The organism is Roseibium algicola (assembly GCF_001999245.1).
In the GTDB taxonomy this organism is placed as follows: domain Bacteria; phylum Pseudomonadota; class Alphaproteobacteria; order Rhizobiales; family Stappiaceae; genus Roseibium; species Roseibium algicola.
On record NZ_CP019630.1, the window covers coordinates 1,573,229 to 1,595,749 of the forward strand.

At 59.9% G+C, this 22,521-nt stretch carries 20 protein-coding genes; 8 read left to right on the forward strand and 12 right to left on the reverse strand.

Annotated features, from left to right (window positions below):
• Positions 1-406: 406 nt before the first annotated feature.
• Both B0E33_RS07315 and B0E33_RS07320 read left to right on the forward strand, forming a co-directional pair.
• A complete protein-coding gene (locus B0E33_RS07315; RefSeq protein ID WP_077290819.1) occupies positions 407-2,077 on the forward strand; it encodes an alpha-glucosidase family protein in 1,671 nt (556 codons plus the stop codon).
• A gap of 85 nt (positions 2,078-2,162) precedes the next feature.
• Positions 2,163-2,951: a glycosyltransferase family 2 protein gene (locus tag B0E33_RS07320; protein WP_077290820.1), complete on the forward strand. Its 789-nt coding sequence runs from the start codon at positions 2,163-2,165 to the stop codon at positions 2,949-2,951.
• A gap of 73 nt (positions 2,952-3,024) precedes the next feature.
• Here B0E33_RS07320 and B0E33_RS07325 read toward each other — a convergent pair whose 3' ends face one another.
• From B0E33_RS07325 to betI, 4 genes are all read right to left on the reverse strand, one after another.
• Positions 3,025-4,308, reverse strand: coding sequence for an adenylate/guanylate cyclase domain-containing protein (locus tag B0E33_RS07325; RefSeq protein ID WP_077290821.1), 1,284 nt, complete (start codon positions 4,306-4,308; stop codon positions 3,025-3,027).
• 306 nt (positions 4,309-4,614) lie between these two features.
• Complete coding sequence (gene betB / locus B0E33_RS07330; protein WP_077290822.1) at positions 4,615-6,078, reverse strand: betaine-aldehyde dehydrogenase; 1,464 nt, start codon at positions 6,076-6,078, stop codon at positions 4,615-4,617.
• A gap of 45 nt (positions 6,079-6,123) precedes the next feature.
• On the reverse strand, positions 6,124-7,782 hold the full coding sequence (gene betA / locus B0E33_RS07335; RefSeq protein ID WP_077290823.1) for a choline dehydrogenase: 1,659 nt from the start codon (positions 7,780-7,782) through the stop codon (positions 6,124-6,126).
• Positions 7,783-7,797: 15 nt separating this feature from the next.
• On the reverse strand, positions 7,798-8,400 hold the full coding sequence (betI, locus tag B0E33_RS07340; RefSeq protein WP_023002215.1) for a transcriptional regulator BetI: 603 nt from the start codon (positions 8,398-8,400) through the stop codon (positions 7,798-7,800).
• 364 nt (positions 8,401-8,764) lie between these two features.
• Here betI and B0E33_RS07345 point away from each other — a divergent pair, with 364 nt between their 5' ends.
• The 3 genes from B0E33_RS07345 to choV all read left to right on the forward strand — a co-directional run bounded on the left by B0E33_RS07345 (position 8,765) and on the right by choV (position 11,675).
• A complete protein-coding gene (locus B0E33_RS07345; protein WP_023002216.1) occupies positions 8,765-9,709 on the forward strand; it encodes a choline ABC transporter substrate-binding protein in 945 nt (314 codons plus the stop codon).
• An 83-nt stretch (positions 9,710-9,792) separates the two neighbouring features.
• Positions 9,793-10,635: a choline ABC transporter permease subunit gene (choW, locus tag B0E33_RS07350; RefSeq protein ID WP_055657561.1), complete on the forward strand. Its 843-nt coding sequence runs from the start codon at positions 9,793-9,795 to the stop codon at positions 10,633-10,635.
• A complete protein-coding gene (gene choV, locus B0E33_RS07355; protein ID WP_023002218.1) occupies positions 10,632-11,675 on the forward strand; it encodes a choline ABC transporter ATP-binding protein in 1,044 nt (347 codons plus the stop codon). The genes choW and choV overlap by 4 nt, the downstream gene beginning before the upstream one ends.
• 249 nt (positions 11,676-11,924) lie before the next feature.
• Here choV and B0E33_RS07360 read toward each other — a convergent pair whose 3' ends face one another.
• Entirely contained in the window at positions 11,925-12,137 is a 213-nt protein-coding gene (locus tag B0E33_RS07360; protein ID WP_006934329.1) for a cold-shock protein, read from the reverse strand.
• A gap of 383 nt (positions 12,138-12,520) precedes the next feature.
• Between B0E33_RS07360 and B0E33_RS07365 the strand changes: the two genes are divergently transcribed.
• Both B0E33_RS07365 and B0E33_RS31200 read left to right on the forward strand, forming a co-directional pair.
• A complete protein-coding gene (locus B0E33_RS07365; RefSeq protein ID WP_023002219.1) occupies positions 12,521-12,886 on the forward strand; it encodes a BA14K family protein in 366 nt (121 codons plus the stop codon).
• A 309-nt stretch (positions 12,887-13,195) separates the two neighbouring features.
• Complete coding sequence (locus tag B0E33_RS31200; protein ID WP_197923136.1) at positions 13,196-14,065, forward strand: hypothetical protein; 870 nt, start codon at positions 13,196-13,198, stop codon at positions 14,063-14,065.
• Between the two features lie 55 nt (positions 14,066-14,120).
• Here the strand turns inward: B0E33_RS31200 and B0E33_RS07375 are convergent, their stop codons facing one another.
• A complete protein-coding gene (locus B0E33_RS07375; protein ID WP_077290824.1) occupies positions 14,121-14,576 on the reverse strand; it encodes a YaiI/YqxD family protein in 456 nt (151 codons plus the stop codon).
• Entirely contained in the window at positions 14,573-15,826 is a 1,254-nt protein-coding gene (locus B0E33_RS07380) for a BaiN/RdsA family NAD(P)/FAD-dependent oxidoreductase (protein WP_077290825.1), read from the reverse strand. The genes B0E33_RS07375 and B0E33_RS07380 overlap by 4 nt, the downstream gene beginning before the upstream one ends.
• A gap of 176 nt (positions 15,827-16,002) precedes the next feature.
• Between B0E33_RS07380 and B0E33_RS07385 the strand changes: the two genes are divergently transcribed.
• Positions 16,003-17,196, forward strand: a complete 1,194-nt coding sequence (locus B0E33_RS07385; RefSeq protein WP_077290826.1) for an HD domain-containing phosphohydrolase — start codon at positions 16,003-16,005, stop codon at positions 17,194-17,196.
• Between the two features lie 115 nt (positions 17,197-17,311).
• Here the strand turns inward: B0E33_RS07385 and hemP are convergent, their stop codons facing one another.
• The 5 genes from hemP to B0E33_RS07410 form a co-directional block, all read right to left on the reverse strand.
• On the reverse strand, positions 17,312-17,527 hold the full coding sequence (gene hemP / locus B0E33_RS07390; RefSeq protein ID WP_062491931.1) for a hemin uptake protein HemP: 216 nt from the start codon (positions 17,525-17,527) through the stop codon (positions 17,312-17,314).
• A 425-nt stretch (positions 17,528-17,952) separates the two neighbouring features.
• Complete coding sequence (locus tag B0E33_RS07395; RefSeq protein WP_075283567.1) at positions 17,953-18,417, reverse strand: Rrf2 family transcriptional regulator; 465 nt, start codon at positions 18,415-18,417, stop codon at positions 17,953-17,955.
• Positions 18,418-18,518: 101 nt separating this feature from the next.
• Positions 18,519-19,586, reverse strand: a complete 1,068-nt coding sequence (locus B0E33_RS07400; RefSeq protein ID WP_077290827.1) for a LacI family DNA-binding transcriptional regulator — start codon at positions 19,584-19,586, stop codon at positions 18,519-18,521.
• Positions 19,587-19,786: 200 nt separating this feature from the next.
• Positions 19,787-20,965: a BaiN/RdsA family NAD(P)/FAD-dependent oxidoreductase gene (locus B0E33_RS07405; protein ID WP_077290828.1), complete on the reverse strand. Its 1,179-nt coding sequence runs from the start codon at positions 20,963-20,965 to the stop codon at positions 19,787-19,789.
• Between the two features lie 320 nt (positions 20,966-21,285).
• Positions 21,286-22,491: an ABC transporter substrate-binding protein gene (locus B0E33_RS07410; RefSeq protein ID WP_055657548.1), complete on the reverse strand. Its 1,206-nt coding sequence runs from the start codon at positions 22,489-22,491 to the stop codon at positions 21,286-21,288.
• Positions 22,492-22,521: the final 30 nt, after the last annotated feature.

The window sequence follows — 22,521 nt, forward strand, 5'->3', positions numbered from 1 at the left end:
TTTCAGTTACTTAACTAAGATAGTCCAAAGAGATAACACGCGTTGGCCACGCAAGCGCGGCATGTCGGGGGCTTCCGTCTTCAGCGAGGCCCGGAGCAGGCAAACTTAATGAGATGGTCACACCCCTGTCACTTAAGCCATGTAGGAAAAGCGCGTTCCGGACAAAATCGTGTTTCGTTCCTTTTCAGTAGCTCCACCGGTCCTGCCTCGCAGGGCCGGTTTTTGCATGTGCTCATCCTCCCCGTTCCACATGTGCGACGCAATTCACACATCGCTTACCGAAAGCAATTGCCGAACGACTTTTTCAACACTGTTCACTTGACCTGAGAAGGCGCTGGATATAGCCATTCAAAGCGCTTTGAAACCCATTAAGACCGCCTCAGAAGCGGAACGGAGACAACCGGCAATGTTCGAAGAAGCCGAAACGGGCCTGGAGGCTGATGTGCCGTCAGACATGAAGAATGACCCGGATTGGTGGCGTGGAGCGGTGATCTACCAGATCTATCCGCGCTCCTTCAACGACACCAATGGTGATGGCATAGGCGACCTCAACGGCGTCAGCGAACGCATGGACTACATTGCCTCGTTGGGCGTCGATGCCATCTGGCTGTCGCCTTTCTTCACCTCGCCGATGGATGATTTCGGTTACGATGTCTCCGACTATGAAGATGTCGACCCGATGTTCGGCACGCTTGCCGATTTCGACCGCATGCTGGCTGCCGCTCATGCGCGCGGCCTGAAGGTGATCATCGATCTGGTGATTTCGCACACCTCCGACCAGCATCCCTGGTTTGTCGAAAGCCGTTCGTCACGCGACAATGCCAAGGCCGACTGGTTCGTTTGGGCCGACGCCAAGCCGGACGGCACGGTGCCGACCAACTGGCTTTCGATCTTCGGCGGCCCGGCCTGGGAATGGGACAGCCGCCGGCGCCAGTATTACATGCACAATTTCCTGACCAGCCAGCCGGATCTGAACTTCCATAACCCTGAGGTTCAGGACGCGGTTCTGGGTGCCGCCAGGTTCTGGCTCGACCGCGGTGTCGACGGGTTCCGCCTCGACACGGTGAACTTCTATTTCCACGACAAGCAGCTCCGGGACAACCCACCCCTGAGCGCGACTGAAATGCCGTCCACCGTCGATCCGACCAACCCCTACGGCTATCAGGATCACCTTTACGACAAGACCCAGCCGGAAAACCTGTTGTTTCTTGAGAAGCTGCGCGCGCTCCTGGACAAATATCCGGGCACGACGTCCGTCGGTGAAATCGGCGCAGACGGACAGGCCGTGGAACTGACGGCCTCCTACACGGAAGCCGGCAAGCGCATTCACATGGCCTACAGCTTCGACCTGCTGACACCCCAGCATTCTGCGCCCTACATCCGCAAGATCGTGGAAGAGATGAACGCCGGCATCGGCTCCGGCTGGGCCTCCTGGGCGCTGTCGAACCACGACGTGAAGCGGGTCGCCAGCCGCTGGGGTGAGGATCTGGACATTGCCCGGTTCGCACCGCTTGAAACTGCACTCTGCGCCTCGCTGCGTGGCACCCCCTGCCTTTACCAGGGCGAAGAACTCGGCCTGCCGCAGGCTGAAGTTCCTTTTGAAAAGCTGCAGGATCCCTACGGCATCCGCTTCTGGCCGGAATACAAGGGCCGCGACGGCTGCCGGACACCAATGCCGTGGGTGAAAGACAACAGCAACGCCGGTTTCTCCGAAGCCGAGCCCTGGCTTCCGGTCGCGCAGGATCATCTGGCGCTTGCCGCCTTCGAACAGGACAAGGACGAAAGCTCCATCCTGAACCGGAACCGGGCCTTCTATGCCTGGCGGCAGGCTCAGGATCCCCTGAAGAAGGGCGACATGGTGTTTCTGGACAGCCAGGACAACACGCTGGTCTTCACCCGCAGCCATCAGGGTGAGACCGTGCTGTGCGCCTTCAACCTCGGCACCGAGCCGGCCACCGTTACCTTGAGCGGACTGGAGCTGGAAGACCTCAATGCACCCGGCTTCAACGGCACGCTGGAGGGCGCCACGATTGTGCTCCAGGGTCTCGACGCGCTGTTTGCCCGCGTGAAATCCTGATTTCGCGCCTTCAATTCGGGCTCCGGCACGGCTAAATAGTCGCGCCGGAGCTTTTCCGGCCTAGCAAACCAACGCCGGACCTTTCATGACCGACCGACTGCCCCTTTCCGTTTTCATCATCGCCCGTGACGAAGCCGACCGGATCGCCCGACCGATCGAAAGTGTCATCGGCTGGGTGGACGAGGTCATCGTCATCGACAGCGGATCAACAGACGAGACTGTCGCCGTGGCCGAACAACTTGGCGCGCGGGTCATCCGCAACGACTGGCCTGGCTACGGTCCGCAAAAGCGTTTCGGCGAAGACCAGTGCCGCAACGACTGGCTGCTCAATCTGGATGCCGACGAAGAGGTGACGCCCGGGCTCGCCGCGGAAATCAAAGCCAAATTCGCAGACGGCAGTTACGCGGACGCCGATGGCTGGCGCATCATGATCCGCGATCTTTACGCCCATGAAACCGCCCCTGCCCCCTGGGCCTACGGGTATCATCAGATCCGCCTCTACGACCGGCGCAAGGGCCGGTTCTCTGCCTCGACGGTTCATGACACGGTCCGGCCCGAGGAAGGTGCGCGCATCTCGAACCTTTCCGGCATCATGGCGCACCGGTCCATCCGGTCACTGGATTTTCAGGTTGGCAAATACAATCGCTATTCCGGCATGCAGGTGGACGACATGCGCGCCCGCGGCCGCAAGCTGCCGAAAAGCCGCCTCCTGACCGAATTCCCGGTGAGCTTCTTCAAGGCCTATTTCGTGCGCAAGTACCGCAAATACGGCTGGTGGGGCTTTATCCTGGCCATGAATTACGCCCACGCCCGCTTCCTGCGCGTCGCCAAGGCCTATGAGGCCGAGTTGCTGGACAGGACCAAAACGGACTGAGGCAAGAGCTGCGCATTACCGTTGTCGCAGCCCCCTCACCGGACCTGTATCGGTCTTGCTGAGCCGTTCCATACTAGGCTGCAAAAATGGCAACCGGTTTGCCGACGCCGCGCAGGGCATGTTCGCCCATGGCATTGAGACCGGTCTGGAGGTCGCCGGAAAGAGCAGCGCGTACCGGTTCTGTCAGGAGCAAGGCGCGGCCGAGAGGTTTGCACAGGGATTCCACCCGGCTGGTCTCATTGACGGCGCGGCCGATCACCGTGAAGTCGAGCCGTTCCTCACCACCGACATTGCCGAAGAAGACTTCACCCCGGTGAAGGCCGATACCGATCTTTAGCGGGTGCCAGTGGATCGGGTCGGGAAGATCCTCGGGTGGATTGCGGTTCAGCTCATCAATGGCCTCCAGTGCAGCCTTGGCGGCCTTCACGGCGGCGTTCGCCGCCGCTGTTTCACCAAATGTCTTCTGATCGAACACGGCCAGAATGCCGTCGCCCATGAACTTCAGGATATCGCCGCCGTTGTTGAGCACGGCATCCGAGATCCTGTCGAAATAGGCGTTGAGGATAGCCGTCACTTCCGGTCCGCTCAGCCTGTCGGCGAGTTGAGTGAAGCCGCGCATGTCGGCCATGAAGACCACCGCCTTGATGGCCTCGCCATCACCGCGCTTGATCTCGCCGTCCAGCACGCGCTGTCCGGCGATCGGCCCGAGATAGGTGTCGGCAACGTTGCGGGCAATCCGCTGAACGATGTGGCGCTCGATGTGCAGCGCCAAAAGGTCGATCAGATTGCGGATCAGGTCTTTTTCCGCCGGAGGGAACCCACCGGGTTTGCGGGTTGCCAAGGTCATGGCATTCCGCTTTTCGTGCGAGGAACTGAGCGGCAGGGCGACATAGGTCGTGTATCCCTGATCGGCAAGTTCGCGCATCAGCGGAGCGGAATTGGCTCCTTCCTCGCTTTCCAGATCGACCTTGATGGTCTGGCCTTCGTTGATGACGTGGAAAAGCGGATTGCGGGTAAAGGCTTCCGATTTGGTCGCGTTGGCATCTGCGGCAACCTCGTCGCAGAAATAGTCCTGACTGTTCCAGACCCAGGAAAAACCGATGACGCGCGGATGCAGCGTACCGATATGAAGCGTTGCCCGATCGATGGCGAGGCCGGCAGCCTTGCAGCGCCACATGAACTCCTCGAACATCAGCATGACATCATCGATCCGCGTCGCTTCATGCAAGAGCCACGAATTCAGCTGGTCGATGCTGAGTGTCTCCGGCGCACAGGAAGGGCCTCTGCTGGAGCGGGCAAGCAGATAGACATGAGGCGCGTATGTGCGCGGGGCTGGGTCAAGAAAGGCTTTGTTCATCGGGGCTCCGTGAAACGCTCTGGCTAATATCTCGGGCGCCGGAGATCAAACTTCAATCGGCAAAAAACCGAATGGTAGGAAATGCCCTAAATTGGCCCAAGGGAAACATCGACCCAAGGGCAACTGGGCATCGAGGACAACCGGCCCAACCCTCGAGACGCCGCTTGCGCGGCTCCTCAGGATAAAGACGCATGGAGTGACAGGCAGCTTGATCGTACCACACACGCCAGCGCTGTCCTGAAGAAGCAGGAAACGCCGCCTCGAAGGTTGGGCCAAGCTGTTCTAGGTGGAACGAGAGACAGCGCCTTAAAACGCCGCCTCTACACCGCCCATTTCCACATAAACGCTTTTGGTCTGGCTATAATACTCGATCGCGGCATGGCCGTTCTCGCGGCCGATACCCGACTTCTTGTAGCCGCCGAAAGGCATTTCGATCGGGGTCAGATTGTAGGTGTTGATCCAGCAGGTGCCTGCCTGCAACTGGTCGATCACCCGGTGCGCCCGCTGAATGTCCCTGGTGAAAACGCCCGCGGCAAGGCCGAAGTCGGTGTCGTTCGCGCGGGCGATGACGTCGTCCTCATCGGTGAAGTCGAGCACGCTCAGAACCGGGCCGAAGATTTCCTCGCGGGCAATGCGCATGTCGTCCTTCACGTCGGCAAAGACGGTCGGCTGCACGAAATAGCCGTCCGGGAAGCTGGCGACAGAGGCTGAACCACCGCCGCACACCAGCCGGGCGCCCTCATCCTGACCGATCTGCATGTAGTGGAGCACCTTGTCGAGCTGCTGTTTGGACACAAGCGGACCAATATTGGTTGCCTCGTCCAGCGGATCGCCCAGAACCGCCTTGGCGGTGCGTTCGGCGAGCCGTGCCACAAAGGCTTCCTTGATCGCTTCATGAACGAACACGCGCGTCCCGTTGGAGCAGATCTGCCCGGTGGAATAGAAGTTGGCGTTGATCGCGGCGGACACCGCGTTTTCAATGTCAGCGTCCTCGAACACGATCAGCGGGGATTTGCCGCCGAGTTCCAGCGTTGTCTTTTTCAGATGCTCACCCGCAAGGGCCGCCACTTTGGCGCCGGTCGGGACAGAGCCGGTTAGCGAAACCTTGGCAATGGCCGGATGAGCGACCAGCTTTGCACCGACATCACCAAAGCCCTGAAGCACGTTGAAGACACCAGCGGGCAGACCGGCCTCGGTAAAGGCCTCCGCCAGTTTCAAGGCGCTCAGCGGGGTGACTTCCGAGGGTTTGAAGATCATGGCATTGCCGCAAACGAGTGCGGGAGCAGACTTCCAGCAGGCAATCTGGATCGGATAGTTCCAGGCGCCGATGCCGAAACAGATGCCGAGCGGTTCGCGCTTGGTGTAGGCGAAGGAGCCGCCCAGATCGATATGTTCGCCGGTAAGCGTTGCGGCCAGACCACCGAAGTATTCCAGGCAGTCGGCGCCGGACGCAGCATCGGCAATCAAGGTTTCCTGCAAGGGCTTGCCGGTGTCGAGCGTTTCCAGAATGGAGAGTTCCCGGTTCTTTTCACGCAGGATCTCGGCCGCCCGGCGCAGCACGCGGCCGCGTTCGGCTGCTGGTGTTGCCGCCCAGACCTTCTGGCCTTGCTGGGCAGAGCGGATTGCCGCCTCGATCACGGCATCGTCGGCCGCGCGGATCTGCGCGATGACTTCTCCGGTTGCGGGATACAGCGAGTCAAAGGGAGTGCCGCTCTGGCTCTCGACATATGAGCCGCCGACATAGTGGGACGCTTGCGGTTGGGCGCGCATGGGTTGGCTCCTTGATCTGTGTGTCTGCCGTTGGACTGCCGGGGATCATCGCTGGCTGGATTGCCAGTCCGGGTGGATCCACGGTTCCTGGTTGGCCGCGGGCAGCGGGGTCTTGCCGAGAATATGGTCCGATGCCTTCTCCCCGACCATAATCGAGGGGGCATTCAGATTGCCATTGGTGATTTGCGGAAAGATGGAACTGTCGGCAACACGAAGCCCGTCAACGCCGATTACCCGGCATTCAGGGTCGACCACGGCCATGGCATCATCCTTCGCCCCCATCCGGCAAGTGCCGCATGGGTGATAGGCGCTTTCCACGTGTTCGCGGATGAAGCCGTTCAGGTCCTCGTCGCTCTGCACACTGTCTCCTGGCTGGATCTCCTTGCCGCGATAGGGGGCAAACGCCTCCTGGCCGAAGATCTCGCGGGTCAGGCGGATACAGGTGCGGAAGTCTTCCCAGTCGTCTTCGTGGGACATGTAGTTGAACAGGATCGACGGCTTGGCCTTCGGGTCGCTGGAGGTCAGCTTGATGCGGCCGCGCGATTTGGAGCGCATCGGTCCGACATGGGCCTGGAAGCCATGGCCTTCGGCTGCTGCCTGTCCGTCGTAACGCACGGCGAAGGGCAGGAAGTGATACTGGATATCAGGATATTTCACGCCCGCCCTGGAGCGAATGAAAGCGCAGCTTTCGAACTGGTTCGATGCACCGAGACCCTGCTTCAGGAACAGCCACTGAGCCCCGATCACCGCCTTGGAGAACAGGTTCCAGTGCTTGTAGAGCGTGATCGGCTGGGTGCAGGCCTGCTGAAGATAAAGCTCCAGATGATCCTGCAGGTTGGCACCGACGCCCGGCCGGTCGGCCACGACGTCAATTCCCATTTCGGCAAGATGCGCCGCCGGGCCGATGCCGGACTGCATCAGGATCTTCGGTGAATTGATGGAAGACGCCGACAGGATCACTTCGCGGACTGCTTTTGCCTCGCGGACCTCGCCGCCGGTTTCGAATTCCACTCCGACCGCGCGCTTGTCCTCGATCAGGATCCGGCGCACGAGAGCACCTTTGATCAGGGTCAGGTTACCGCGCTTCAGTGCCGGCTTAAGATAGGCGTTGGCGGCAGACCAGCGCCGGCCCCGATGGACCGTCATTTCCATGTCGCCGAAGCCTTCCTGACGCTCGCCATTGTAGTCGGCGGTCACGCCATAGCCTGCCTGCTCACCGGCTGTCTTGAAGGCGTCGAACAGCGGGTTCCACTTGGTGCCGCGCTGGACATGCAGCGGACCGTTGGTGCCGCGCCAGCCGTCCTGGCCGCCATGGCTGTGCTCCTGGCGCTTGTAGTACGGCAGCACATGGCGATATCCCCAGCCGCTCGCGCCCATCTCTTCCCAGGTGTCGAAATCACAGGCATGGCCACGCACATAAACCATGCCGTTGATGGAGGACGATCCACCGATCACCTTGCCACGCGGTGTGGCCAGGCGCCGGCCCTCCAGATGCGGTTCCGGTTCGCTGGTGTACCCCCAGTCATACAGCGGCATGTTCATCGGGTAGGACAGGGCAGCCGGCATCTGGATCAGCGGACCGACATCGGTGCCGCCGAATTCCAGCACAAGCACCCTGTTGCTCGGGTCTTCCGACAGGCGGTAAGCCATCGCACAGCCGGCGGATCCGGCTCCGACGATGATGAAGTCGAACTGGTCGCTCATGTTGATCCTAGCTGCTCAATTCTTGGTGTTGCGCGCCAGGTGGACGGCAATCTGGGTTTCCACATAGTCCTCGACCAGCTCGATCGCGGCCGGCCGGTCGGTCTTGCCGTCGCGCAGGGCTTGCCGGATCCAGACGCCGTCAATCATCGACGCCGTGCCTTCGGCAATCCGGCGTGCTTCGTCCTGAGGCATGAAGGCCCTCAGGTTGTGGGTCAGGTTCGAGGCAAGCCTTGCCGAATAGATATTCAAAAGACGATTGTTGCTGTCGGTGGTACGCGACTGAACGTAGAAGGCGAGCCAGGCCGCGATCACGGCGGGCTGAAACTGGTCGACCGCAAAGTTGCCTGCAATGATTGCCGAAATACGCTCGCGCGGGGTCTCCGCCTTTTCCAGGCTCTCGCGGATCGCCCGGCCGAGTTCGGTCAGGAGATGGCGCATCGTTGCGGCAAGCAACTGGTCCTTTGAGCCGAAATAGTGATGCACGAGACCGCCGGAAACGCCTGCGCGCTTTGCGATCTGCGCCATGGTCACGTCGCTATAGCCGCGTTCGTGTATGGCATCGACCGTCGCGTCAATCAGACTGCGCCGCCGTTCCGCTTCCATTCCGACCTTGGGCATTTCAACCTCCGACACAGGGCGAGAGAAGAATTCGGCTCAGCGTTTCTGGCGATGATCAGACAGCGGCACATCCGGACAAGAACAAGTCCGGTTACCGATCGTCACGATCATGGTGCAGCAGCGTCAAGGAGAAGGAAAAGCCTTCTCAAGAGCCTCTGAATGCGCCTTGCCGCGTTCGTCTCACATCCAAGTTTTATTTTTAATTGATCAGTCAATCAATGAAAACTTGCAATTTTTTCCCGTGGATGTTTGGATCTAGGTTAGGCAGGCTGTGGGCAGAGGAAACTGAGGGCGTTAGAACCACACTGACACCCCATGCCCTGCAGAAAAACAAGAAAACAGACTTTCCATAGGAGGTATACATATGAAAGTAGCAGCGAAACTCGCTGGAGGCCTGGCGCTCGGGCTGATGCTCACGGGAACCGCCCTGGCAAACGATCCGGAAAGCTGCCAGACGGTTCGCTTCTCCGACGTCGGCTGGACTGACATCACGGCAACGACCGCCGCAACCTCGGTCGTCCTAGAAGCGCTCGGCTACAAGCCGGAAGTTAAAATCCTGTCCGTTCCGGTGACCTATGCGTCGCTGAAGAACAAGGACATCGACATCTTCCTCGGCAACTGGATGCCGACCATGGAAGGTGACATCAAGGCCTATCGCGAAGACGGCTCCGTGGAAACGGTCCGGGCCAACCTGGAAGGCGCGAAGTACACGCTTGCCGTTCCGGAATACACCTACGAAAAAGGCCTGAAGAGCTTCCAGGACATCGCCAAGTTCAAGGACGATCTCGACGGCAAGATCTACGGCATCGAGCCGGGCAATGACGGCAACCGCCTGATCATCGGCATGATCGATGAAAACCTCTTCGAACTGGAAGGCTTCGAAGTGGTGGAATCCTCCGAGCAGGGCATGCTTGCGCAGGTCGCCCGTGCAAACCGCCGCGAGGCGGACATCGTCTTCCTCGGCTGGGAACCGCACCCGATGAACGCCAATTTCAAGATGAAGTATCTTGAAGGCGGCGACGACATTTTCGGCCCGAACTATGGCGGAGCCACCGTCTACACCAACGTGCGTGCCGGCTATGTCAAGGAATGCCCGAACGTCGGCAAGCTGCTTGAAAACCTGGAATTCTCGCTGCCCATGGAAAACGAGATCATGGGTGCCATCCTGATCGAGGGTGAGGATCCCAACAAGGCGGCAGCCGCCTGGTTGAAGGAGCATCCGGCAACCTTCGAAAACTGGCTCGTCGGCGTGAAGACTTTTGATGGCGGCGACAGTTTCGCGGCCGTCAAAGGGGCTCTCGGTCTCTGATCGCTGACCAAAATCTGGCGCCGGTGCGGGTCTCCTGCCCGGCGCCACTGGTTTTCCAAGAACAATAATACCGGAGCAGTGGCGTGGACTGGCTCACAGAACACAAGCTGCCGATCGGGCCGTGGGCGCGCACCTTGGTCGATTGGCTCACCGACAACGCCTATTGGGTGTTTGACGGAATCTCGGCAATTCTCGAAACGCTGATAGACGGAATCCTCTGGTTGCTGCAGACGCCGCATCCATTGGTCATCGTTGTTGTCGCCGTCGCCATCGGCTACCTGGTCCACAGGACCATTTCCTTTGCGGCTTTCGTGGCAATTTCCCTGCTGCTGATTATCAACCAGGGCTACTGGGAAGAAACGACCGAAACCCTGGCGCTGGTGGTTGCCGCGTCCGTGGTCTGTATGGTGGTCGGCGTGCCTGTCGGTGTGCTGGCCGCGCATCGCCCCCGCTTCTACGCGGCACTTCGCCCTGTGCTGGATCTGATGCAAACCATCCCGACCTTCGTTTACCTGATCCCGGCACTGATCCTATTCGGCCTCGGCATGGTGCCCGGTCTCATCGCGACCGTCATCTTTGCCATTCCCGCACCGATCCGTTTGACGCAGCTTGGCGTTTCCTCGACGCCGACCGCGCTGATCGAAGCCGGAAAGGCCTTTGGAGCCACCAAATCGCAGCTGCTCTGGAAAATCGAGCTGCCCTACGCCCTGCCACAGATCATGGCTGGCCTGACGCAGACGATCATGCTGTCGCTGTCGATGGTCGTGATTGCCGCCCTTGTCGGTGCGGACGGCCTCGGCGTGCCGACGTTGCGCGCCCTGAACACGGTGAATATCGCCCAAGGTTTCGAAGTTGGTGTCTGTATCGTCCTGATCGCCATCGTGCTTGACCGCTTCTTCCGCGCCGAAGAGGGAGGCAAACGATGAGCGAGACCAACAAATCGGCTGTCGTTTCCTTCAAGGACGTCGACATCGTCTTCGGCGAAAAGCCTCACACGGCTCTGCCCATGATCGATGCCGGCAAGACCCGGCAGGAAATCCAGGCAGAAACCGGCCAGATCCTCGGCGTTGCCGGTGCGACCTTCGACATCTACGAAGGCGAAGTCATCGTGCTGATGGGGCTGTCCGGCTCCGGCAAGTCGACGCTGCTCCGGGCCGTCAACGGTCTTAACCCGGTCATCCGGGGTGAGGTGCAGGTTCATGACGGCAAACGATACGTCAATCCGGAAACCTGCTCTGAAAACGATCTGAGGGAATTGCGCCGGCACCGGATCGGCATGGTGTTCCAGCAGTTCGGTCTTCTGCCCTGGCGCACGGTGGCGGAAAACGTCGGCTTTGGTCTGGAGCTTGCCGGCATGCCCGCAAAGGAGCGAGCCGCAAAGGTAGAGGCGCAGCTCAAGCTGGTTGGCCTGAACGGCTGGGGCGAAAAGCATGTACACGAGCTATCGGGCGGCATGCAGCAGCGCGTTGGCCTCGCTCGCGCCTTTGCGACCGACGCGCCGCTTCTGCTGATGGACGAACCGTTCTCGGCTCTCGACCCGCTCATCCGCGACAAGCTGCAGGACGAGTTGCTCGACCTGCAGAAGGAACTCAACCGGACCATCATCTTCGTCAGCCACGATCTCGATGAAGCGGCCAAGATCGGCTCGCGCATCGCAATCATGGAAGGTGGACGGGTGATCCAGCTGGGCACGTCGCAGGAAATCGTCAAGTCTCCGGCAACCGACTATGTGGCCGAATTCGTCAGCCACATGAACCCGCTGAACGTGCTGCGCGCGCGCGACATCATGGTGCCTCCCGGCAGCTTGCCGGGTTCGCTCGCCAGCGCCCTGACCTGCGATGCCGACGCTTCGGTGCGTGAAGTCGCCCAGCTGAAAAAGTCCAGCAAGGATCCGGTTGTCGTGAAAGCAAGCGGCTCCATCGTCGGTGTCATTGGCGAGAAGGAACTGCTGGACTGCATGGCGTAAGGCGTGCGGCGATCTGGAATTTTTCCGCACATTGAGCCTCATCCTGAGGAGGACCGCCAGGTCCGTTTCGAAGGATGGGCCCACTTGTTCAGGAGGTTGCCGCCCATCCTTCGAGACAGCGCTGAGTGGGTGAAGATACGAGGCTTGGTTTCATCCTCAAAAACAAACAAAAAACGGGACCAGAAGATCCCGTTTTTCGTTGTTCAATCCGCGCCAGCCGTCCCCGGACGGAGGCTGCAGCCTGAAACCTTAGAGCAGCTCGAGCTGAGCTGCCTGCTTGCCGCGGCCGCGACGGTCGTCTTCAGCAACGAAGGAGATCTTCGCGCCTTCGACGGGCGTTCCGATACCGGCCTGCTCGAATGCGGTGATGTGGACGAAAACGTCCTTGGAACCGTTTTCCGGAGTGATGAAGCCAAAGCCACGGTCATGGTTGAAGAATTTAATGGTGCCGTTCTCGCGCATGGAGAAACCTTTCCGCTGGTTGGATGCGCCATCCCGTTTCCGGCAGGCGCGGATAAACGAGAAGTCAACAAGAAACGGAAAGCTTGGAAATTCAGAGCAGCGCTTGATGGAGCCCTGCCGAAGTCAGTCTCACCGGGTCTTTCGTCAGTCCCGTACGGCACAACGCGTACCGATGGAGAATAATGTAGGTCCAGGTGGCGCTTACGGCAAGCGAAAGATTTTTGCAGTGGTCAAACCGAGGCCACAAAGCCGATAAATCCTGTTTCGGTGACAAAGTGACAGCTTGTGACACCAGTCACAGAGCCCGACCGGGGGGCGGGTTAGTTTCGTCTCATGAGTTGAGGCGGACAGCAGGGCCTCACGACACTGGAAGGGACACCGTCATGTTCAAGAAGTTTGCAGTTACCGCCTCTGCGCTGGCTCTTGTTGCCGGCGTCACACTGACCTCTCAGGCCACACCCGCACATGCCGCCAAGGGCTGGCAGGTCGGTGTCGGCGTCGCCAGCGGCCTTGCCGCCGGCGCGATCCTCGGGTCAGCACTTTCCCAACCGCGTTATGTCGCTCCGCCCCCGGCCTACTATCCGGCCCCACCGGCCTACTATCCGGCACCGGCTCCGGCCCCGGTCATCTACCGTCCGGCTCCGTGGAGCCCGGCCTGGTACAATTACTGCAGCCGCAAGTATCGTTCGTTCAATCCGAACACCGGCTACTTCCTGTCCTATTCCGGACAGTACCGCTTCTGCCAGTAAGGCAGTTTCCAACTTCGCCGGGCCATAACCGGCCTGAAAAGGCCACCGGCCACTCCCTGCAAGGGTTTCCTCCCCTCCTTGCAGGGAGTTTTTTGTTTGAATGCGATCAATAACTGGAATCCTTATTTGATGGAACGCCGACTCTCTGAAAGAATTGGTTAGAATTGAGCGTTTTACATCATCTTAAATTGCAATTACTTGTGTTTTTCAAGTCTTCTCCGTCTTCCTAGAACGGAGAAATACCTTCCGATCATCCAGATGTCCTCGGCGCTTCCGCTACATCTCTTCCGATCGGGCTGGGGGAAACACATGATTGCGAAATACCTTGGTGTGCTGCTGCCGCTCACTGCGCTGTGCATGACGATTACGCCCGCAAACTCACAACAGACGCTACCTGCCGTAGACGGGATCAGCGGCAAGATGTCCGTCACTGGCGGCAGTTCCGACGGAAGCGCGGTTGGAGGTGTGGAAGGCGCAATCACGATGCCGCTCGGACACAGGTTCGGCCTGCAGCTTGATGCCGGTGTCGGTGGCTACGATGAACCCTTTGCAGGACAATCCGCCTATTACGGCGCCGGGGCACATCTGTTCTGGCGAGATCCGTCAACCGGCATGATCGGCCTTGAAGGTTCGTATTCCCATCTCGACGCTTACCAGGGTGTCGACGTGTTTTCCGCTGGCGTCGAGGCCGAGCGATACTGGGGTCCAATCACACTCGGGGGCGTCGTCGGGGTGACCGATGGCAGCCGCGCGATCGAAACTAACGGACGCAGTCAATTCAGATATGATCTCGATGCCACGTTCGTGGCCGGCTCGAAACTCACCTGGTATCCTGACGAGAACCTGGCCCTGTCTGTGTCTGGCAGGGTGTCGGGTGGTGATGCATCCGGGGGGCTCGGCGTCGAATGGGCACCTCTACGTGATACGCAGCTTCAACCCAGCCTGTTTGCGCGCGCGGCCCTGCGCGAAGGCGGCGAAGCCTACGCACTTGCAGGCGTCAGCATCTATTTCGGCGGCAAGTCCAAGTCCCTTATCCGTCGCCACCGGGAGGATGATCCCCCGATCGCTAATGTGATGACACTCGGACATCTGGGTTTTACCCTGGGCGCGATCATGAAGTTCAAACAGCACAAGGACAATCCGACCCAGCAACCTAACGGGACGCCTCCGCCTCTGTAGCTACTTGGCTTGCATCAAAAGGGCCTCCGGCAAGCAAAAACCGGCGCTGCCGGCATCAGGCCAACATTCGCTTTGCCGCGCGCATGGTGGTCTCAAGCTGGTTCAGAAAGCGCGATCTGTCGGCCTTGGTGAAGCCAGGCCCGCTTTCGCGGATCTCGCCTATTTCACGCAGATGCGTGTTGAGATCCCGCATGGCAAGGCGCATGCCGATGGCATCCTCGCGAAACGGCTTGCCTGTCGGACCGATGACAAGAGCGCCCGCCTTCACACAGCGTGCCGCAAGCGGCACATCGGCCGTCACCACAACATCACCCGCCACCGCACGTTCCGCGATCCAGTTGTCGGCTTCGTCCGGCCCTTCAGGAACGACAACCCGCTCGATCAGATCGCCTTCGGGAAGCCGCATCCAGCTGTTGGAAACGAACTTGATCTCAACATTGTGGCGCTCGCCCACGCGAACGGCTTCGTCCTTGACCGGACAGGCATCGGCGTCGATGTAGAGCACGGTCATGTTGTTTGCTCTCCTTTCGAGCTTTGGAGAAAGGCCGCGATGCCGGTTGCTGCCCTGGCACCTGTCGCAAAACACGCCTGAAGCAGGTAACCGCCTGTCGGCGCTTCCCAGTCCAGCATTTCACCCGCGGCAAAGATGCCCGGCATCTTCTTTAGCATCATGCCTTCGTCCAGTTCGTCCAGCGCGATGCCTCCGGCGGAAGAGATCGCCCGGTCGATGGAATAGGGCGCGTCCAGAACAACGGGAACGGCCTTGATGCAGCGTGCGAGGCTTTCCGGATCGGAAGGAACATCGCCGGCTTCGCGCAGCAGCGCCATTTCAACGGGGCTCAGCCGAAGGACCTTCTTGAGGAACGTGGCTGCAGACTGCTTGCCCCGGGGTCTTGAGAGTTTCGCTGCCAGTTCGTCAATTCCGGCCTGCGGCCGCAGATCGATGTGCAGTGTCGCCGAACCGGTCTCGTTGATTGTTTCGCGCAGTTCGGCGGACAAGGCGTAGACGGCACCACCTTCAAGGCCCTGAGCCGTCAAGACCGCCTCCCCTTGCACCCTTTTACCGGCATGGGACAGGGCGATACGTTTGAGCGGCGTACCGGCAAACCGCTCTTTCAGGAAATCGCTCCAGCCGGTCTGAAAGCCGCAATTTGCCGGCTGGAACCGGTTGATGCGAACACCGCGCTCTTCCAGCATCGGCACCCACGCGGCGTTGGAACCGAGCTTCGGCCAGCTTGCACCACCCATGGTCAGAAGGCAGGCACGTGCAGTGAGGGATTGCAGGGCGCCTTCACCTGCAGTGTCTTCGGCGGCAGTTTCATCCCGTGCCCTGAGTTGAAGCGGTCCGTCTCCTTCAATGGCACAAAGTGCATGCCGGGTCAGCAGGCGGACGCCATTGGCATCGAGCCGGCGCAGCCAGGCGCGCAGTAAGGGGGACGCCTTCATGGATTTCGGGAAAACCCGTCCGCTGCTGCCGACAAAGGTTTCTTCGCCAAGGTCTTCGCACCAGCGCCGCAGCGTTTCGGGCGGAAATTCCTGGATCAAGGGCGCCAAAAAGGGTTGGGCCTGCCGGTAGCGCGCGAGGAACGCGGTCAGGTCTTCGCTGTGGGTCAGGTTCAGGCCGCCTCGCCCAGCCATCAGGAACTTGCGCGCTGGCGAGGGCATGCGGTCGATAACCACAACGCTATACCCGTTTTCGGACAGGCGCTCCGCAGCAAAGAGGCCGGCCGGACCGGCACCGGCAATCAGGACGTCGAACATGCGGCCTTATAGTTCAAGGCGGGCTGCAAAGACCACCATCGATTTTCATCAGAGCCGGTGTTGGTGTGTCGAGAATTATTGCAAGTATTTGTTATCAGTCTCATGAGAATATCATCCAGGGGGCGTACCTGCGGAAGTTTTCCCGGCGGGTCTGCTTCCCGTGAAAGGAGCCGTGAATGGAAAAAGGCACGGACCTGGTAGTCGTTGCCGATCCGGACAAGGACGTTCAGGCAGGCTTTGAACGCCTGTTCGGCAGTCACATGAGGGTTGCCTGCTTTTCCGAAACGGAAGCTGCATTGCAGTTTCTGAAGCAGAACCATGGCACAGCCGTCATTTTTTCCTGTTTCAATCTGCCGGGCCGTGGCGGAACAGCCTTTCTGCGAGCAGCGGAGACCATTGCGCCTCAAGCCGCGCGGGTCATGCTGACCCGGGAAAACTCGGCAGATGCGATCAAGAAGACGCTGAATGAAGCCCATGCCTTCATGTATTTGGAAAAGCCCTGTCAATCGACAGATCTGGCCAGCGCCATGGAAACAGCTCTCTCCCATCATTTTCAGCTCGCCAAGGACCGGGCACTGCTGGAGCGGACACTTGCCGGATCCGTCAAGTTGCTGATCGACATGCTGGCGCTCTTCCACCCGGAAGCGTTCCGGCGCACGAGCACGGTTCGCAAACAGGCCCTGCGGCTGGCCAAACGCCTGGGCATGAAGAAAACCTGGGAACTGGAAATGTCGGTGATGTTGTCACCGCTTGGCGAGGCGTTGCTGCCCAAACAGATCCTTGCCCGCTACCGTGCCGCACGCGGCCTGACCGAGCAGGAGCGCAATATCCTGGACCGGGCACCGGACCAGACCCGGGATCTTTTGAAGAACATACCGCAACTGGAGAAAGTCTCCGAATACCTGTTTCTATCCGGCCGCGGTTTCGACGGCTCGGGTTTCCCAAAGGACGGGCCGACGGGCAAGGAAATCCCGATGATTGCCCGCATCCTCAAGCTCTTGACGGATCTGTGGTACGCAAGCCCGGAAAGCGGACCGGATGCAGCGGCCTTCGAGGCGCTTACCATCAACAAGCGCAAATATGATCCGATGCTGCTGGAGCTGGCCAAGGAAACGCTGATGGACGACGTGCCGGAGGCACGCAAGAAACTTGTTGCCGAATGCTACATCCGCTCTCTCCGGCCAGGCGATGTGCTGATCGACGACGCCTTGACCGAAACCGGTCACGAACTGGTTCTGTCCCGCGGCCATATGCTGACACCCACCACCATCCGGCGGCTGGAACATTTCCACCAGGCCGCAGGCGTTCGCCAACCCATCCGCGTCGAACGCCATTCGGCACCCGAAGAAGCTCTGATCGATACGGCTTGAAGGTGGAGAACGAAAGGCTGTGGTGAGAGCGCCGGGCATATCGCAGTCTATAGAGAGGGCGCTCCCTCTGCGCACCCCTTCCCCGCAAAAGGGAAGGGATGTCAGCCCGGCAAAATCATTTCGTCAGGATCAGCTTGCCCTGCTTGGTGATCGACAGACGGTAGGTTTCGTCGTTGTGGCGGATCTGGATCTGGCGCTGGCCGCTGAACAGGTCGCGTGTGTCGAGTTCCGATTTCTGCTCACGCGGCGGTGTTGCCGCAAAGGCGCGCGTGGCGCGGCTGCTGGAACCCAGGGAGAGGCGGTGCTTCTGGCTGTTGGCGGTCGGTGTCATTGCGCGCAATCGGTCCTTGGCCTTTGTGTTGCTCCTGAAACTGTTCAAAAAATCAGCTTCTTGGCGGAGCGGTGGGACATCGGAATCAAAAGATGAGTTTCAAACTCAACTTTATACTTGACACTCATACTCAAGTTTTCCTATCAAGGCAATGCCTGATCGAAACGGAACCGGAAATCGCGTCCTCTGGTTTCGGATTAGACAGGACCTCCGGGCAACCGGAGTGACAAATGCCAGGCCAGCCAACCGCCCTCTCCTCTCCCTCAGCGGCAAGCCAGCCCGGCCTTTTCCTTGAGAGAGGCCGCGCAAGACGCATGGCATGCCTTTCCTTTTCCCGACCAATCGTCACATGTTCGAGACATACGAAACGAAAAAGGCGCCGACCGGATGGTGGCGCCTTCGAAACTTCTTATGTCGACAAAACCTTACGCGTTGGCCGCGATCGGAGCCTTGGTCATTTCGATCTTCAGGAGATCGCGCATGCCGAAGCGGTCCTCCGAAAGGTCGGCAATCGACTTGCCGTCCAGAACTTCCATAAACGCCTCGAGCGCTTCATGCAGCAGGCCATTGAAGCCGCAGGACATGATGAGCGGGCAATCCTTGCGGCCACTGTCGAAACATTCGGCAAGAAGGAAGCTTTCCTCGGCGGCGCGGACAACTTCGCCAACCGAAATATTCTCTGCCGGACGAGCCAGCATGACCCCGCCGTTCCGGCCACGAATGGTCTTGATCAGATTTGCATCGACCAGAACCTTCATGATCTTGAACAGGTGGGTTTCGGACATGTCGAAGCTGGCCGCGATATCAGCGACCTTGCTTGGTTTGTCCGGGTTGACGGCGCAGTACATCAGCGCGCGCACGGCATAGTTTGTCTGTTGTGTCAAACGCATGCCATAGATATGAGGTGCGCGATCTGAAAGGTCAATTCAAAATTTGAGTGTGAGAGGCGACTTTTTGGCAGGAATGCCGGAAAGACGCCCAGTTTCAGGGATCAGACAGGTCGTTCGGCGGTGTCTGATGGCTCCAGATCCCCGGGCAGATTGTCCTTCAGGAACACATCGATGCCGATACGCTCCTGCCCTTCGATGATCGGCACACCATCACAAAGCGCTTTCAGGACGCGGATGGCACTGCGGATCTCGTGCCCCGGGTCCTGCGCGATCACCGCATCCAGCACGTCGTCCTGAAGCGCTTCGCGCGTATAGGGCGTCAGTTCGTGTCCGACAAAGACGATGCCCTGGCTGCGGCCGCTTTCCTTCAGGGCCGCAATCGTGCCGCGGTTGCCCGCGCCGATATTGTAGAGCCCGGCAAGATCGGGATGTTCCGCAAGAAGCTTTCGCATCAGGTCCGCATTGCGGGCGTTGTCGTCCCTCCCCTCACGCACCTTCAGCAATTCCAGATGGGGATAGTCCTGCTCGATGACTGCCCGGCAGCCCTGATAGCGCTCCGCATGATCGCGAAGGCCGAGCGATCCGGCAATGATGGCGACTTTGGCCGGGGATCTGGAAAGGAAGCGACCGAGCAACCGTCCGGCGGTGCGCCCGGCGGCGACGTTGTCGATGCCGACAAAATGCTGGCGGCTGGAGGAAGGATGATCGGAAACCAGCGTCACGACGGGCACCCCCCTGTCCTGCAGCCGGTCGATGGCTGCCTGAACCTCCGGGAACGCGGGCGCGACCACCGCGACACCGTCGCACTGCGAGCGGTCGAGGATCGCAAGCGTACCGGCCACCCTGTGCCCGTCGAAGGCGTCGATGGGCTCGACATGCACATGCATGCGGTCACCGCTCATGGTTTCGGCGTGGGACAGCGCTTCGCGGGTCAGGTCTTCCATGAAGGCGTTCGGGCCATTTGGAATGAGGAAGTGCAGGCGGTAGACCCGTTTCTTGGCAAGGCCAGCGGCAAAGACATCCGGTTTGTAGTTGAGCGCCTCGACCGCCTGCTTGACCTTTTCGATTGTGACCTTCCGGACACCCGGCCGCCCGTTGAGGACACGATCAACCGTTGCCAGGCTGACACCCGCTGTTTCGGCCACATCGTGGATCGTTACGCGCTTCATTCATCCCCCCGGACGTCAGCCATTTGCCGTTACTTCGCACCGGCACAGACCTTTTCCGCGGGAAGAGGACACTCAAGGCAACGGTGAAAGAGCGGCTTGGTTGCAAGCCTTCTTTCAAGCCACTATAACCAGCTTTGAGGGGCGATCATCAAAAAATGCTGCGCCGCGCAAAGTCTTCTACCAATTGATGATTACGAAACTCAGGCCACCTGCCCGGCGGCATGACCGGACGCCCAGGCCCACTGGAAATTGAAGCCGCCGAGATGGCCGGTGACATCGACCACCTCACCGATGAAATAGAGGCCCGGCACCTTCGTGCTTTCCATGGTCTTGGAGGAGAGTTCCTTCGTGTCCACGCCACCAAGCGTGACTTCCGCCGTGCGGTAGCCTTCGGTGCCGACCGGCGTCAGCTGCCAGCGGTTCAACTGTTCTGCCGCCCGGCGCAGGACCTTGTCCGACTGGTCTGCCAGACGGCCTTTCAGGGCAAACGCCTGCGACAACTCATCGGCCAACCGGTTGGGCAGCAATCCGCCGAGTGCTGTCTTCAGGTCCTGTTTCGGGTTCTCCTGCCGGGCTTGCCGCAGGGTTTCGAAAACGTCGGCCTCAGGAGACAGGTTCACCGAGATGGGCTTGCCTTCCTGCCAGTAGGACGAAATCTGCAGCACCGACGGCCCGGACAGACCCCGATGCGTGAAGAGCAGGCCTTCGCGAAACGACGTCTTCTGGAACGAAACGATCGCATCCACCGAAACACCGGCAAGCCGGCCGCACAGTTCCTTGTTGGTATCGGAAAAGGTCAGCGGCACCAGCGCCGCGCGCGGGGCAATCACGTTGTGGCCGAAGCGCTTGGCCAGATCATAGCCGAAGCCGGTCGCGCCCATCTTGGGGATCGAAGGCCCGCCTGTCGCCACAACAAGCGATGCCGCCCGCAACGGCCCCTTGGACGTTGACACGGAAAACCGGTCGTCCGGCTTTTCAATCGCCTTGATGTCCGTTTCCAGCTGCAACGTGCCGCCGGCCGCTTCCAGCTCGGACAGCAGCATCCGGATGATGTCCTTGGCGCTGTTGTCGCAAAAGAGCTGGCCGAGTGTCTTCTCGTGCCAGGAAATGCGGTGTTTTTCGACCAGTTTCAGGAAGTCCTGCTGGGTATAGCGCTTCAGCGCGGAGACGCAGAACCTCGGGTTCCGGGAGAGGAAATTAGCCGGCGAACAATGAATATTCGTGAAGTTGCAGCGCCCCCCGCCGGAAATGCGAATTTTCTCCGCCGGGTTTCTGGCATGGTCGATCACGAGCACCTTGCGCCCGCGCTTTGCCGCCTCAATCGCACACATCAGCCCCGCGGCACCGCCACCAAGCACAAGAACATCCAGATCACGCATGGCGGGGTGTATAGCGGGAATTTCGGGAGGGGGTAAGGGAGATGTGAGCTTGTTTTCTCTACCCCTCCGTCTTTCCGGACAAGCGCAGCCAATGCTGCACGCCGATCCGGAACCCAGTGCGTAAGCGTGAGCATGAGCGAACACTTGTTTGACAGAAAAGGAAGCAGCCGCGCGTGCGCGCGAAATAAGTCTAGTTTCCGGATCTGCGTTCGGCTTTGCCTCACTTGTCCGGAATGACGGGGAACCGAAGCGATCGAAACAGAAAAACCGGCGGCCCTTTCAGGTCGCCGGTCTCTTAAAAACGCTTCTTGCGAAGTCGCTTATTTCATTTCGGTCAGGACTTCGAAGCCATTCGCACCGACTTCCCAAAGGGCGTAGGTGCCCGGGACGTCGCCCTTTTCATCGAAGTTGTGGTCGCCGGCAGCGCCCTTGTAATCGATGGCCGTACCGGCTGCGATCAGCTCCTTGGCCTTCTTCCACTCGCCCGGACGGATCGCTTCGCCTTCGCCGTTGGAGACTTCGGCCATTGCCGCTGCAACGTCTTCCTTCTTGCCGCCGGCCTTTTCGACCGCCAATGCCAGCAGGAACGCCGCGTCATAGGAGGTGGTGGCAAAGATCGCATCCGGATCGCCGCCGATGCCCTTGAAGGCTTCGTTGAAGATGTCGAGGGATTCGGACTGTTCGCCAACCGGCGAGGACGAAACGAAGGTGGCCAGGTTTTCGGCACCCAGCTCGTTGATGACTGCTTCGGACTTCATGCCGTCGCCGCCGACGAACTTGTCGAAGAAGCCGTTTTCGAGAGCCTGACGCAGGATGGTGAGGCCGGTGCCGTCGCCGTAGTCGAAGATCACCAGCGTGTCCGCGCCGCCCTTGGCGAGTTCGGCAAGGTTGGAACGGTAGGAGGCCTTGCCTTCCTCATGCGCTGCGAACTGCGTGATTTCACCGCTGAGTTCATCGACGAATTCCGCCTTGAACGCATTGGCAAGACCGGTGCCGTAGTCGTTGTTGAGGTAAGCGACGGCGACCTTCTCGTAGCCCTGCTCCTTCAGGGTACGTGCCAGTGCACGGCCCTGATAGTCGTCGGACGGCACGGTGCGGAACACGGTGCCCTTGTCGTCGAGGGTGGAGATTTCCGGCGAGGTGCCGGACGGCGTGATCATGGTGATACCAGCCGGAATGGTGACGGAACCGGCAGCAGCCAGAACCGCGCCCGAGCAATGCGGACCGACGACGCCGATGACGCCTTCGATGTTCACGGCCTTGGTTGCGGCATCAGTGCCGTTCTGCGGATTGCAGGCGCTGTCGCCGACAACACCGACCAGCTTTTCGCCATCGCCGATGCCGCCCTGCTCGTTGACCTGCTGAAAGGCCAGCTGCGCGGCGTCGATCATGGCCGGAGCCATGGCTGCGATCGGGCCGGAGATGCCACCGAGCAAGCCGATCTTGACATCGGCCTTTGCCGGCACGGATGCCAGCGCGGTTGCGGTCATCAGACCGGCTGCAAGTGCGAGAATCTTGGTTTTCATCAAAGTACCTCCTCATTATTCCGGTCTTCG

What these genes read in the sequence shown, in the direction of transcription:
- B0E33_RS31200 (WP_197923136.1), top strand. Translation starts at nt 13,196, where the DNA reads ATGATTGCGAAATACCTTGGTGTGCTGCTGCCGCTCACTGCGCTGTGC.
- betA (WP_077290823.1), bottom strand. Translation starts at nt 7,782, where the DNA reads ATGAGCGACCAGTTCGACTTCATCATCGTCGGAGCCGGATCCGCCGGC.
- B0E33_RS07405 (WP_077290828.1), bottom strand. Translation starts at nt 20,965, where the DNA reads ATGCGTGATCTGGATGTTCTTGTGCTTGGTGGCGGTGCCGCGGGGCTG.
- B0E33_RS07365 (WP_023002219.1), top strand. Translation starts at nt 12,521, where the DNA reads ATGTTCAAGAAGTTTGCAGTTACCGCCTCTGCGCTGGCTCTTGTTGCC.
- choV (WP_023002218.1), top strand. Translation starts at nt 10,632, where the DNA reads ATGAGCGAGACCAACAAATCGGCTGTCGTTTCCTTCAAGGACGTCGAC.
- B0E33_RS07395 (WP_075283567.1), bottom strand. Translation starts at nt 18,417, where the DNA reads ATGCGTTTGACACAACAGACAAACTATGCCGTGCGCGCGCTGATGTAC.
- betB (WP_077290822.1), bottom strand. Translation starts at nt 6,078, where the DNA reads ATGCGCGCCCAACCGCAAGCGTCCCACTATGTCGGCGGCTCATATGTC.
- B0E33_RS07380 (WP_077290825.1), bottom strand. Translation starts at nt 15,826, where the DNA reads ATGTTCGACGTCCTGATTGCCGGTGCCGGTCCGGCCGGCCTCTTTGCT.
- B0E33_RS07360 (WP_006934329.1), bottom strand. Translation starts at nt 12,137, where the DNA reads ATGCGCGAGAACGGCACCATTAAATTCTTCAACCATGACCGTGGCTTT.
- B0E33_RS07375 (WP_077290824.1), bottom strand. Translation starts at nt 14,576, where the DNA reads ATGACCGTGCTCTACATCGACGCCGATGCCTGTCCGGTCAAGGACGAA.
- hemP (WP_062491931.1), bottom strand. Translation starts at nt 17,527, where the DNA reads ATGACACCGACCGCCAACAGCCAGAAGCACCGCCTCTCCCTGGGTTCC.
- B0E33_RS07400 (WP_077290827.1), bottom strand. Translation starts at nt 19,586, where the DNA reads ATGAAGCGCGTAACGATCCACGATGTGGCCGAAACAGCGGGTGTCAGC.
- B0E33_RS07410 (WP_055657548.1), bottom strand. Translation starts at nt 22,491, where the DNA reads ATGAAAACCAAGATTCTCGCACTTGCAGCCGGTCTGATGACCGCAACC.
- betI (WP_023002215.1), bottom strand. Translation starts at nt 8,400, where the DNA reads ATGCCCAAGGTCGGAATGGAAGCGGAACGGCGGCGCAGTCTGATTGAC.
- B0E33_RS07325 (WP_077290821.1), bottom strand. Translation starts at nt 4,308, where the DNA reads ATGAACAAAGCCTTTCTTGACCCAGCCCCGCGCACATACGCGCCTCAT.
- B0E33_RS07315 (WP_077290819.1), top strand. Translation starts at nt 407, where the DNA reads ATGTTCGAAGAAGCCGAAACGGGCCTGGAGGCTGATGTGCCGTCAGAC.
- B0E33_RS07320 (WP_077290820.1), top strand. Translation starts at nt 2,163, where the DNA reads ATGACCGACCGACTGCCCCTTTCCGTTTTCATCATCGCCCGTGACGAA.
- B0E33_RS07345 (WP_023002216.1), top strand. Translation starts at nt 8,765, where the DNA reads ATGAAAGTAGCAGCGAAACTCGCTGGAGGCCTGGCGCTCGGGCTGATG.
- B0E33_RS07385 (WP_077290826.1), top strand. Translation starts at nt 16,003, where the DNA reads ATGGAAAAAGGCACGGACCTGGTAGTCGTTGCCGATCCGGACAAGGAC.